Source organism: Streptomyces sp. NPDC044064, assembly GCF_056434245.1.
Map to the genome: position 1 here is coordinate 302,970 of NZ_JBWKFN010000005.1, position 11,474 is coordinate 314,443.

Annotated in this window: 11 protein-coding genes and 1 pseudogene; 7 read left to right on the forward strand and 5 right to left on the reverse strand. The window is 67.5% G+C overall.

All coding sequences use genetic code 11. The annotated features are described in order from the left end of the window. The first annotated feature begins 387 nt into the window (after positions 1 to 387). The 3 genes from AC07DS_RS11195 (at position 388) to AC07DS_RS11205 (ending at position 2,875) form a co-directional block, all read left to right on the forward strand. Positions 388 to 1,602 carry a cytochrome P450 gene (locus tag AC07DS_RS11195; RefSeq protein ID WP_479144174.1) on the forward strand — a complete coding sequence of 405 codons (1,215 nt, stop codon included), beginning with the start codon at positions 388 to 390 and terminating at the stop codon, positions 1,600 to 1,602. 253 nt (positions 1,603 to 1,855) lie between these two features. Then, positions 1,856 to 2,050 (forward strand): hypothetical protein, encoded by a 195-nt coding sequence (locus AC07DS_RS11200; protein WP_479144175.1) that lies wholly within the window; start codon positions 1,856 to 1,858, stop codon positions 2,048 to 2,050. A 642-nt stretch (positions 2,051 to 2,692) separates the two neighbouring features. Then, a complete protein-coding gene (locus tag AC07DS_RS11205; RefSeq protein ID WP_479144176.1) occupies positions 2,693 to 2,875 on the forward strand; it encodes a hypothetical protein in 183 nt (60 codons plus the stop codon). 336 nt (positions 2,876 to 3,211) lie between these two features. Here AC07DS_RS11205 and AC07DS_RS11210 read toward each other — a convergent pair. From AC07DS_RS11210 to AC07DS_RS11220, 3 genes and pseudogenes are all read right to left on the reverse strand, one after another. After that, a pseudogene (locus tag AC07DS_RS11210) lies at positions 3,212 to 4,374 on the reverse strand (IS3 family transposase). Positions 4,375 to 4,751: 377 nt separating this feature from the next. Beyond that, positions 4,752 to 5,132, reverse strand: coding sequence for a hypothetical protein (locus tag AC07DS_RS11215; protein ID WP_479144177.1), 381 nt, complete (start codon positions 5,130 to 5,132; stop codon positions 4,752 to 4,754). Positions 5,133 to 5,607: 475 nt separating this feature from the next. Next, on the reverse strand, positions 5,608 to 6,576 hold the full coding sequence (locus AC07DS_RS11220; RefSeq protein WP_479144178.1) for a hypothetical protein: 969 nt from the start codon (positions 6,574 to 6,576) through the stop codon (positions 5,608 to 5,610). A gap of 245 nt (positions 6,577 to 6,821) precedes the next feature. On the opposite strand from AC07DS_RS11220, the gene AC07DS_RS11225 reads away from it, so the two are divergent. The 3 genes from AC07DS_RS11225 (at position 6,822) to AC07DS_RS11235 (ending at position 9,471) form a co-directional block, all read left to right on the forward strand. After that, a complete protein-coding gene (locus AC07DS_RS11225; protein ID WP_336113056.1) occupies positions 6,822 to 7,004 on the forward strand; it encodes a hypothetical protein in 183 nt (60 codons plus the stop codon). Positions 7,005 to 7,309: 305 nt separating this feature from the next. Continuing rightward, positions 7,310 to 8,026 carry a tetratricopeptide repeat protein gene (locus AC07DS_RS11230; RefSeq protein WP_479144179.1) on the forward strand — a complete coding sequence of 239 codons (717 nt, stop codon included), beginning with the start codon at positions 7,310 to 7,312 and terminating at the stop codon, positions 8,024 to 8,026. A gap of 443 nt (positions 8,027 to 8,469) precedes the next feature. After that, the gene (locus AC07DS_RS11235) at positions 8,470 to 9,471 is read left to right on the forward strand and encodes a lytic polysaccharide monooxygenase auxiliary activity family 9 protein (RefSeq protein ID WP_479144180.1); all 1,002 of its coding nucleotides are present in this window, start codon (positions 8,470 to 8,472) and stop codon (positions 9,469 to 9,471) included. Positions 9,472 to 9,526: 55 nt separating this feature from the next. On the opposite strand, the gene AC07DS_RS11240 is transcribed toward AC07DS_RS11235, so the two are convergent. Then, entirely contained in the window at positions 9,527 to 10,390 is an 864-nt protein-coding gene (locus AC07DS_RS11240) for an esterase/lipase family protein (protein ID WP_145882690.1), read from the reverse strand. Between the two features lie 170 nt (positions 10,391 to 10,560). Further along, a complete protein-coding gene (locus AC07DS_RS11245) occupies positions 10,561 to 11,007 on the reverse strand; it encodes a MarR family winged helix-turn-helix transcriptional regulator (RefSeq protein WP_479144181.1) in 447 nt (148 codons plus the stop codon). A gap of 85 nt (positions 11,008 to 11,092) precedes the next feature. Here AC07DS_RS11245 and AC07DS_RS11250 point away from each other — a divergent pair, with 85 nt between their 5' ends. Next, a complete protein-coding gene (locus AC07DS_RS11250) occupies positions 11,093 to 11,467 on the forward strand; it encodes a cupin domain-containing protein (protein ID WP_479144182.1) in 375 nt (124 codons plus the stop codon). Positions 11,468 to 11,474: the final 7 nt, after the last annotated feature.

Genomic DNA, 11,474 nt, shown 5'->3' on the forward strand with positions numbered 1-11,474 from the left:
CTGACGACAGTCGACGCCAGCTCTTCCCCTACTCGGCAACGGTGCTTCGGGTACCGGCGCAGGTGCCCATCAATGAAGCAGAGTTGAGGAACTCCAGGGTTCCCCGTGCCACATCCGTGCCAGATCCAGCGGGGAGCCACGGGGAACGGCAGTGGCCGGCGGGTGACTGTCCCCGATCCGCCCATGTGGACAGTTCGCAGGTCAGAGCAGCAGTCGCCCGACCTCGCTCCTAATGCGGTGCTGGTGTCGAGAAGGCCTCCGTGGCGACGTCCGACCGCGCCGCTCTCGCCTTGCGAGGCCTTCTCACGGAGTTGATCCTGAAAGCGAGGCGCCGCGCCAGGGCCCGTGCCTGACCATCACCCGGACCGTCGGCCCCCGGGAGACACCATGAATCTCGGCACCATCTCCGCACAGATCATCGACTTCGCGAATCGCGCCGATCCGTACCCGCTCTACGCCGCACTGCGCGAGTCGCCGGTCACGCGTCAGGACGACGGCTCCTACCTGGTCAGCACGTACCGCGAGGTGCGCAGCTTGGCCAAGAGCCCGCTGCTCAGCAACGATCAGCGCAACCGCACCCCGGGCGCCGAGAGCCCCGACGCGGCCGAGGAGGACCCGGATCTGCCGCTCAGCTTCATCCACCTCGACCCGCCCGAACACGACCGGATGCGCAGACTGGCGATGCGGCCGTTCGGTCCCCCGCACAGCCCCAGGTTCATCTACGACATGCGCGAAGACCTGGCCAGGGTGGTCGCCGAGCTGCTCGACGCGTTCGAGAGCAAGAACGAGGTCGATATCGTCGACGACTTCGCCTACCCCCTTCCGGTCACCGCCATCTGCAAGGTCCTCGGCGTACCCCGCGAGGACGAGCCACGCTTCCACGGCTGGGCCGACACCATTGCGTCCGGTCTCGATCCCAGCGTCGGGCTGGAAAAGGTACGCGGGGCACGTCAGGAGCTGGGCGCTTATCTGTCCGACCTGATCGAAACCGAGCGCAGCCATCCCGGCAGTGGGATCCTCGGTCCCCTCGCCCGCGAATCCGGCCCCGACGGCAGCATGTCGCACCCTGAGGTGGTGACCAACGCGATACTGCTCCTGATCGCAGGCCACGAGACCACCGTCAACCTGATCAGCAATGCGACACTCACGCTGTTGCGCCACCCCGACGTCCTCAAGCGGTTCCAGCACGAGCCCGCCCTGGCCGTCCCGCTCGTCGAGGAGGTGCTGCGCTACGAGCCACCGGTCCAGTTCGTGCCGTTCACCACCGCCCTGGCCGACATCGACATCGCCGACACGACCATCCCCGAAGGCGCGCCCGTCTGGCTGATGCTGGCCTCGGCCAACCGCGACCCACGGCGTTTCGAGGACCCCGACCGCTTCGATCCCGACCGCAAGGACAACCAGCACCTCGGGTTCTTCACCGGCATCCACTACTGCTTCGGCGCCCCGCTGGCCCGGCTGGAGGCACAGATCGCCCTGACCCAGCTCTTCCGCCGGATCAAGAACCCCCGGCTTCTGGCAGACCCCCCGCCGTACCGCGTCAACCCCGTCCTGCGCGGCCCCCGACACCTCCCTGTGGGGATCGACGGCATCGCCGCCTGAACATCGCGTCGAGGGCAGTGATCGCGTACTCCGGGGCCGTCTCGGTTTCCGTCTCATTCAGCAAGGTTCACCGCCGTTCAGGCAGGATCATCCGTAGGGGTCGGCCCAGCACGCACCCGCGCATGAACACAGGTGAACGGCCCTGTACTCCGCCCAGCAAGCCACCACCAGACTTGGAAAGCGTGCACGCGGCCGGCGCTGGCAGCACTCTTGGTCATCCGCCGCGCCATCTATCCTTTGGAGCAGGGGTGCCATGACCGATCGAGATTGGTACGACGACAGCGACTACGAGAGCGCAGTCGAGCGGTCCGAGCGGGTGACTCGGGTGGGATGGACCGCGATTCTGGGTGTGACGGGACTGGTCGGCGTTGCCGCGATCGCTGCCGTTGTGGTCTGCCTGACCGCCGCCGTCGGCATGGTCTATGTCGTCATGGTCGTCAACCGGTAGCACGTCACTCAGCTTGTCAAGAGCGCCTTGCTGGTCTGACACCAATGCCTGACACCAACAGCCACGGACAGTGGCGGTCGGCGTCGGATGCCAGCGGCCGAGGAGCCCGGGCGCAGAACGGATTTACCAAGGTTCCTGGCTACCCGTGATCGGACGCCGCCCCTCGCACTTGGCGCGGTCATGGAGACTCCGCCGGCCTCAGCGCCGTCTCCGCAGCCGCGACCGCGGCAGTCCGGAATCGAGGTGCCGGGGAAACGCGACCGTGGCACGATGCCGACCCACAACCTACTGGTGAGGGCGCGAGCATGACCGAAGACGAAGCGCTACGACAACTAAAACGAGTGGCCCGGGAACGGGCACTCGGCCGTCACGTCGGCTCCGACCGATTCATACAGACGGGACTCGACGCACTTCTGGCTGGTGTCGACACACCGTCGATAGCGCTCCTGGCCGGACTGACACGGCGCGAGGAGCCCGAAGCGCCAGATCTGTTCGATCAGGTCCTTAGACGAGTTGGGTCTGCACTTCGAGACTCCCGCTGACCCGACTGCCGCTTCCTGGGCCCTGATCTACTGGTTGGCTGAGCAGACAGTCGACGGCTCGCTCGATCCCGCCACTGGTGCCTGTCAGATCTGGCTAGAGATGCTAATCGAACTTGACCTCCGTTGGCCCTACCCCGAGGAGCTGCGCCCGATCGCCCTGTGCGCGAGCGATCTGGAGGACTGGAACGAGAGCTGGGATGCCTCACTGGACGACCTAAAAGCAAAGGCCTTCCAGGCCGCCCAGCACCTCCTGCGCGCTCGGCCAGCGGAGGAACCGGCGTAGGGGCGCACGTGCCCCTTGCGTGCCCGATCGTACGGACACGAGCGGGTATCACCGGGGAACACCGGATAGCGCGCCAGGATGGCGCAGGTCAGCGTCTCGCCAGGTCAGACCGCATCCGCATACGCGATCTTCCAAACCAGCTGCGCGGGTTCGGTTCCCGTCGCCCGTACTGTTCGGTCCAGGGAGCCGACCTCCTTTTTGGCGGGGCCGGCCCTCTGGGCTGTTTCCAGGAGCACGACGCCGACGCTACCCGGGCCGCTCTCCGAGTGGCATGCTCCCCTGGATACAGGCAGCACGCTCGCTCGGGTCTGATGCAGGTTCGGGTGACAGGTTCGGTCACGCGGCCTGGAAGGCCGTTGTGGTCATGACGGTCTCGAATTCGACGGGTGTGAGTCGGCCGAGTGCGGCTTGCCTGCGGCGTCGGTGGTAGGTCCTCTCGATCCAGGTCACGATCGCGATCCGCAGTTCTTCACGGGTGGCCCAGGTCCGGCGGTCGAGGACGTTCTTCTGCAGCAGGCTGAAGAAGGACTCCATGGCCGCGTTGTCGCCGGCCGCCCCGACTCTCCCTATCGATCCGGCCATCCGGTGGTGGTCGAGGGCTCGGACGAACTTCCGGGACCGGAACTGTGATCCGCGATCGCTGTGCAGGATGCACCCGGCGACGTGTTCGCGCCGGGCCACGGCATGGTCCGGAGCAGCTACGGCGAGGCGGGACTTCATCCGCGCATCGATGGAGTAGCCCACGATCCTGTTGCTGAAGACGTCCTTGATCGCGCAGAGGTACAGCTTGCCCTCGCCGGTGGCGTGTTCGGTGATGTCGGCGAGCCACAGCCGGTTCGGGCCGGTCGTGGTGAAGTTGCGGCTCACGAGATCGTCGTGCACCGGCGGGCCGGCCTTCTTGCCCTGGCCACGCTTCTTTTCGAAGACACTCCACCAGCGGTTGTCCCGGCAGATCCGCCACGTGGTGCGCTCGGCCATGCCGGCCCCGGCACCACGCGCTTCATCGGCCGGGAACCGGTAGCCGAACTCCGGGTCGTCGCGGTGGGCGTCGAAGAGCGCGTTCGCGCGAGATGCCTCCTCCAGCACGGCGTCGGCAACCGGCTTGCCCAGCCAGCAGTAGCAGGGCTGTCCGGCGAGCTTGAGCACCCGGCACGTCACCGTGACGGGCACCCCGTCCACGGCCGGCTCTTTCACGAGCGGGTAGATCCTTTTCCCGGCAGATGCGCCTGCGACAGATAGGCCGCTGCCCGGCGCACGACCTTGTTCTCCTGCTCCAGCAGCTTGATCCGCCGACGTGCTTACCGCAGCTCCGCGCTCTCCTGGCTGGTCACCCCGGGCTTGGCCCCGTCGTCGATATCCGCCCGGCGCATCCACTTCCACAACGTCATCGGGTGGACCCCGAAGTCGGTGGCTACCTGCTCCACCGTCACACCCGGGCCGCGGTTCCTCGCGACCCGCACGATGTCCTGGCGGAACTCTTCCGGATAAGGCTTGGGCACAGCGACATCCTTTCCACCCGCCCTACAAGGCAAGCCAGTTCAGATGTCACCCGATCGTGCAGCAGACCCGGGGCCGTTGATCTGGCGGTGGGTGTGGGATTTGAACCCACGGTGACTCGCGCCACGACGGTTTTCAAGACCGACCGCATTTCAGTACCGACTACGCCCGTGACCTGCCCGTTCATCGTCGCCGCGCAGCTCGCGAGCGGCGTCCTTGGCCAGAGGATGGCCAAGGACGCCGCTGGATGCCCCGCTCTCCTGATGGGCGGACTGCATTCGGGGCGGACCAGGGCATTGTGGGCCATGCGCCGCGCGTCGATGAGCACGTTTCCGCACGTCAGAGCATCAAGCAGCGCTTTAGACCACCGGCACTGAGGCTAAGATCCGATGGAGGAGATGTGAATTCCCACCATCGAGACCACGTCGCCTTTTAGGCTGGGAATCTCGGCAGGGATGAAGGGATGAATGCCCGGCTTAAAATACCACGTGGAATAGAATCCATCTTCGGTATAGAATTCGATATAGCCGGTATTATTCCCTGCGGTAACCTTGCTTGTCCAGAATCCCGATGTGGTCAGGTTGTCGTACCCTGTGTTGGTGTAGCAGATCGTGCCGTGGTACGTCGTGTACTGATGGACGTAATCGGGTGATGTGCAGCCGGTCGATCCGGTGGCATTCGCCACCCCTGCACCCGCGAACAGCAGGCCAGCGGCGGCAGCCGCACCCACGAGGCCTGTAACGGCGCGACGAATCTTCAACGGGGTTCCCCTCCCTGAAGGTTCCGCCCGGGAACGCATGACACGTCTCCGGATCAGGCTAGCCATCCTCTTGGCGGCCTGGACCTGATGTCAACGGCTTTTCAGTTGCCCCCGCAGGCGTCCAGTAGGTACCCCCACTGGGGCCACACGCCAGTGGAATGGCCTATACCGGCTAGTCCGAGGCATCACGATGGCGGTTTCCTTCCGGCAGGAAGGCCACGCGTCGGGCAGCGCCGCACGCGAACGGTCGGTCGTTACTCGATAGCCCAAATCGATCCGGTGGGCGCATGTGTGGGCCCAACCGGGCCGTCGCGCCGGGCCCGCGGTCTGGTTGTTCGGGTCGGAGTCGCCAGGTCGCCATCGGCGCGGAGCCTGGCTGTATCTGGCGCCGGCCCCGCCGCCCGTCGGGCCGCCCGCGCGGGTGGCGGGACAGTACCGGCGGTGTGCTCATAGTCGATATCGAATTCGGCTGCGCTCACCACTGGCAGAAGGCGGCGGAAGCGTCGTCGCCTGGCTTGTAGCGCGGCCACCGTCGTCCGGTCGGATCTGTGGCTTCGACGTTCCGGACAGTGTTGATCAGCTCTCGCGGGCCGCCGGTCCGGAGCGTCTTGAAGGCTTCGGACCATGTCGCCATGCCGTACTCCGTGACGAGACGCGAGACACCGTCGGAGAGGACCGCTGCGGCACGTACGTCGTCAATGGGGGTGCTGCCCACGAGCGCATGATCTGCCGCCTCCGGACCAGCCGATGCCACCCAGTAGCCGGCTGAGGTGTTGCGGATCTGCCGCTGAGCGGCCACGAATCGCTGTAGGGCTTCTCTGTGGTCTGCCGTGTGGGTTTCGTACTGTTCGACTTCGGCCCTCAGTTCGGGAAGCACGTCGTCCACGCGAAGGTCAGTGATCACGGTGAAGTCCTGGTGTCCTTCGAGTACGACTGGGGAGTCCGCCAGGACCAGATGATCGAGGAACCTTTCCCGCTGTCGGAGGACGGCGACAGTTGCTGAAGGCGTCCCAGGGTTGTCCAAGTCGCATTCGGGGTGCATTGCCGCCACTTGTTCCAGCGCTCCCGCCAGGCCGGCCGCGAGTGGTGTTCCCGAGTCGGCTAGTTGGGCTACAAGTTGACTGCCGAGGTGGGCGACGTACCACGGGACGCCATGTTGGCATCCCGTGTCCAGGCCCGCCGTGCTGAGTCCGTCCAGCACCACGGCGAGTGTCGGCGTGCCGGCCACCCAGTCTTCGTTGGGAGCGGCTCCACCGACCCCGCCGAGCACGTTCGATCCGGGGGGAGTGTCCCCGGCGGGCTTCGGATCGACATCTTTGAAGCGGTGGTCGCCCAACCCCACGTCTCCGGCGGCAGTGACGGCAACACTGACGGCAACGACGCCGGACGCCAGCGGCACCCAGCAGCCTGCCACGGTGCCGGCGGCGTGTTGGCAGAACGTCACACCACCATGTGCCCGCATCTTCTAAGCGCCTGTGCCGCTGGCAGCAGCGAGCCCACCGGGCAGCGATGGCCGGTGAGTGTCTGACTGCGTGACAGAAGCAGGAACGGGCTTCCCTGGGTGCCGATGTGAGGGCCCCGCGGTGGGGTTGTCGCCCGTTGATACCCCGGCTCACTGAGCGGGTCTTCGCGCGGTCGTACCGTTCAATTTGGTGGTGGTGGGAGAGGGTGAGTTGCTTGGATCGGCGCATGGAGAACTCGATCTGGGATGCGTTGCTGCCGGTGGTTCGGGAAGAGGTGGACGAGCTGATCAGGGGTGGTCGGCGGCTTCTCGCGGTGAAGCTCATCCGGGAGGCCCACCCCGGGCCGCTTCCTCGACTGCCCGACGCTGTGGAGGTGATGTGCGAGCGCGCGGCGGAGCTGGGGTGCTGACACGGGTGTCGGAGCCCTGGGCAGCGAGTCCAAGGGGCCGGCTGCGACGCAGAACCCCGCTGGAGTCCCGATGGTGGATATCCGACCGGCAGGCCCTCAGAGTTCTCGTGTGAGGCCCGGTCCGTGGCGATCTGTCAGCTGGCCCATCCGAAGCTGCCGACCATTCCAGCCTCTTGGCCAAACCCCACGCGCAATATCCATATCCTCCGGCCATGAGACTCTTCCGACCGCGCGCCAAGCGAACGACCGAACCCCCTGTGTCGCGGGCCATGGCCCTGTACAGGGCTGGGCGCTACGCAGAGGCGGTGGCCGAGGCCCGTGCCGTGGCCCGGTCGCTGCCACACGATGACACGTACACACCGCTGGCACTGAGCATCGCCGCAAACGCGACGGGCGCCCAGGGCCGCCACGCCGACGCTCTCGCCATATACGACGAAGTGCTGCCGGCCGTCGGAAAGACTTTCGGAGTTGATCACTGGCAGACCCTGAAACTGCGCTCCGACCGCGCCCAGACGCTGGCCGCGCTCGGTCAGTACGCCGAGTGTGAGGCAGAGTGTGCGGCCGTCGCCCAGACCGCGAGCCGCGGTACAGGGGAGTTGCAAAACGTCGCAAGGGCCGCCAGTAACGGGCTGGTCTACGCTCTCAGCGCGCAGGAGCGCCACCCGGAGGCCGAGGCACGCGCCCGCGAGACCCTGGCCGCCTGTCCTGAACCGGACCGGCTGACTCTGGCATTGCGGCTCGGCCTGGCACGCAGCCTCAACGGCCAAGCCCGCCACGAGGAGGCCCTCGCCGAGGCGGAGCGCGCCCAAGAACTGCGCCACAGCCTGCCCGGGGGCGAGAGCCGCCCGGAGACCGGCGCCATCGAGCTGGCCGTAGCCACCGCCCTCCTGGGACTACGCCGCGGCACCGAAGCTCGCCTTCAGGCCGTAGCTGCTCACGGTGCCTGTCTGACCTCATTCGGTCCGGACCATCGCCGCACAGTCGAGGCTCAGGCTCTGCTCGACCGAATAGACGGCGCCTGATCGGACGCGCACCGCGACTCCGAACAGGGGCGTCCCAGGTTTCCGACTGTCCAGTTATGGCCCTCATCTGCACAAAGAGCCCGGACAGCTCAGGGTGACGGTGTCCGGGCTGTCCGGTCACAGGCGGCTGTAACACCCATGCGGGTGTCACAGCCCGTCGGCGGAGCCGACCTCGCCCCACCGGGAGCCGTTCCGGGAGCCGACTGAGGCGTCCCACGGCGGACATTGGCGGACTACCGCGGACAGCGGCACTGCTCGAGAGCCGGCGCCGAGGGGCTCTCCACCCCTCCTTCCTGAGCCCTCAGTTAGCCCCGCCTTAACGGGACCATAAGGATCTCCGTCACCCGCCCCCAACAGGCGATTTCACGGTTTCTTGGGGCTAGCTTCTGATCGCCCCCCACGGGATCCACCCCACCCCCGAGGACCGTTCCGAGGAGTTCCCCATGCCCTTCCCCACGCTCTCGGCCTCGTTCGAGCAGGGGACACCCCGACGCCGCAGGGCCGCCGTTGTCGCCGTCCTCGGCAGCGCCGCGCTCGCGCTGTCCGCCGCGCCGGCCTCCGCGCACGGTTCGATGGGCGATCCGGTGAGCAGGGTGTCGCAGTGCTACGCGGAGGGCCCGGAGAGTCCCAGGTCGGCCGCGTGCAAGGCCGCGGTCGCGGCGGGTGGTACGCAGGCGCTGTACGACTGGAACGGCATCCGCATCGGCGACGCCGCCGGACGGCACCAGGAGCTGATCCCGGACGGCAAGCTGTGCAGCGCGAACAACGAGGAGTTCAAGGGGCTGGACCTGGCCCGCGCGGACTGGCCGGCGACGAGTGTGCGCAGCGGGTCGTACACCTTCAAGTACCGTGTGACCGCCCCGCACAAGGGGACCTTCAAGGTCTACGTCACCAAGCCCGGCTACGACCCGGCGAAGCCGCTGGCCTGGGGGGACCTGGATCTGGAGCACCCGGCCGCGACGGCCACCGACCCGGTCCCCGCGGGCGGCTTCTACACCTTCTCGGGCACCCTTCCCGAGCGCTCGGGCAAGCAGCTGCTGTACGCGGTCTGGCAGCGCTCGGACAGCCCGGAGGCCTTCTACTCCTGCTCCGACGTCGACTTCGGCGGCGGTTCGGCGGGCGGCACCACCCCCGCTCCGAGCGCCTCCGCGCCCTCCGACGAGCAGATCGCGGACGGTACCGACAAGTCGACGATCGAGCACCACGGGCACGGGGACGACGACGCGAGCACGTCCGCGGAGCCGGCCACCGCGGCCTCCGTGTCCCCGGCTGCCCCGGCCAACGAGCCGAAGGCCGCCGGGACTTCGGAGAACCTCGCCGAGACCGGTGCCTCCACCGGCACCACGTACGTGGCGATCGGCGGGGCGGCGGCGCTGGCGCTGGGTTCGGCGGCGCTGTTCATGTCGGTGCGACGGCGTGCCACGGGCGGCCGCCACGTGCGGTGATCCAGAACTCCGGGGCCTGTCCGGCGGCTCAGGTCGGACAGGCCCCGGCGACGCGTCAGCTGAAGGCCGACGCGCAGGTGGTGGCCTTGGCGTGGGCCGGGTCGAGGGCGTTGGCCACCTCGTGGAAGGCGATCCGGTCGAAGAGGCCGATCGCCACGTGCTCGGAGAGGTCGAGCGGGCACAGGTCCTGGAGCAGGACGTTGTGGACGTCCGAGCCGCTCAGGTACTGGTCGCGCCAGGGTGTGGCCACCTCGTCGTACTTGGTGGCGATGACCGTGTAGTGCACTCCGGGGACGGTGTCGCCGCCCGCGTTGAGCTTGGTGAGGAAGGCGGAGCCGGCGATCTGGTCGGCGAGGCCGGGGGTGGTGGCCTTGATCAGGTCCTCGGCGCCGGGGAAGTACGGCAGCAGGTTGGTGAGGCCGTCCAGGTTGGTGCCGTGATTGTCGGGTGCCAGGCCGACGAGGGAGTTCACCTTGGCGGATCCGCCGAGGAACTTCAGGTAGTAGCGGGGCATCATGCCGCCCTGGGAGTGCCCGACCAGGTCGGCCTTGCCGGCCCCGGTCGCGGAGAGCACCTTGTCGACGAAGGCGGACAGCTGCTCGGCCGACTTGTCGATGGGGCCGAGTCCGTAGAAGAGCGGGACGCCGGGCAGCTGACCGTAGTCGAGGGAGTAGACGCAGTATCCGCGGGTCTTCAGATACGGTGCGAGGGACAGCCAGTTGTCGATGGAGTTGCCCAGGGTCCCGTGGACCAGGATCACCGGGCGGGGATGGTCGGCGGAGGGCTTGCAGGAATAGTCGTTCCAGCCACTGCTGGGAGCGGCGTCGGCGGCGTGCGCGGTGGCGGCGGGGACGGCGGCCACGGCGGCGGTCAGGAGCAGCGCTGCGAGGGGTCTGAGCACTCGCTTCCAGGGCAGCATCGTGTGATCTCCTTGCGGCTCAAGGGAGGTGCGACGGCCTAACCCTGTGATCCGGATCACGAGGATGCTGTTCACTCGTCAAGTTACGGGCGAGTAGTGCAGCTGTGAAGTTACGCGTCAGTAAAAACTTCCAGTGGTAACCAGGGACTGGTCCAGCGGTCGATGAACCGTCACCAGGCAGGCCTGATCGGACCGTAGGGCGCGATCCGCGTCAAACGCTCCCGCAACGCCCGCACTTCACCCTCGCCCAGCAGTTCGACCCACGCGCTCACGACCTCGGCGGCCGCCTCTTCCGCGGCCCGGGTGCAGGCCCAGCCCTGCTCGGTGAGCACGACGAGCCGGGCCCGCGCGTCCTCGGGATGCGGGCGCCGCTCGACGTACCCCTTGCGTACGATCTCGTCCACCAGCTGACTGGCGGCCTGCTTGGTCACCCCGAGGTGTGCGGCGAGGTCGGTGACGGTGGCACCGTCGGGCGCGAGCCGCGCGAAGGCGAAGCCGTGAGCCGGCCGGAGGTCCGTGAAGCCGCGGGCCACGACGCCGTCATGGATGCGTTGCGTGAGGTCGCCCGCGACGGCGAGCAGGGCTGCGGACAGGGCCATGGCTTCGGAGTTCTGCACACAGGCATTGAAACACCCTTGACGGATTGGTCAAGCTGCTTGACTATGTAGTCAAGTAGCTTGACCAAATGAATCGGAGACCACCTTGCCAGTCGTCCGCTCGTCCGAGGCCGTGACCCACGAGATCCACGGCGCCCGCTTCGTCTCGTACGCAACACCCCTGACCGGGAGCAAGGAACTCTGCGCCTGGCGGGGCGAGATCCCCGCGGGGACCGATGCACCCGCCCACACCGTCAGCCGGGAGGAGATCTTCCACCTGCTCGTCGGCGAACTGCTGATCACCCTGGACGGCCGCACCGAGCGGATCTCCGCCGGCGACACGGTGATCATCAACTCCGGCGCGACCCTGGCCGTGCGGAACCCCACCGACCACACCGCAATCTCCTGGGTCACCACCTCCGTCGGCCTCACGGCGGAGCTGGCCGACGGCACGGTCATCACCCCGCCGTGGGCCAACTGACGCCACC

Coding starts and splice junctions, on each gene's coding strand:
- AC07DS_RS11195 (WP_479144174.1), top strand. CDS start 388: ATGAATCTCGGCACCATCTCCGCACAGATCATCGACTTCGCGAATCGC.
- AC07DS_RS11200 (WP_479144175.1), top strand. CDS start 1,856: ATGACCGATCGAGATTGGTACGACGACAGCGACTACGAGAGCGCAGTC.
- AC07DS_RS11205 (WP_479144176.1), top strand. CDS start 2,693: ATGCTAATCGAACTTGACCTCCGTTGGCCCTACCCCGAGGAGCTGCGC.
- AC07DS_RS11225 (WP_336113056.1), top strand. CDS start 6,822: ATGGAGAACTCGATCTGGGATGCGTTGCTGCCGGTGGTTCGGGAAGAG.
- AC07DS_RS11235 (WP_479144180.1), top strand. CDS start 8,470: ATGCCCTTCCCCACGCTCTCGGCCTCGTTCGAGCAGGGGACACCCCGA.
- AC07DS_RS11240 (WP_145882690.1), bottom strand. CDS start 10,390: ATGCTGCCCTGGAAGCGAGTGCTCAGACCCCTCGCAGCGCTGCTCCTG.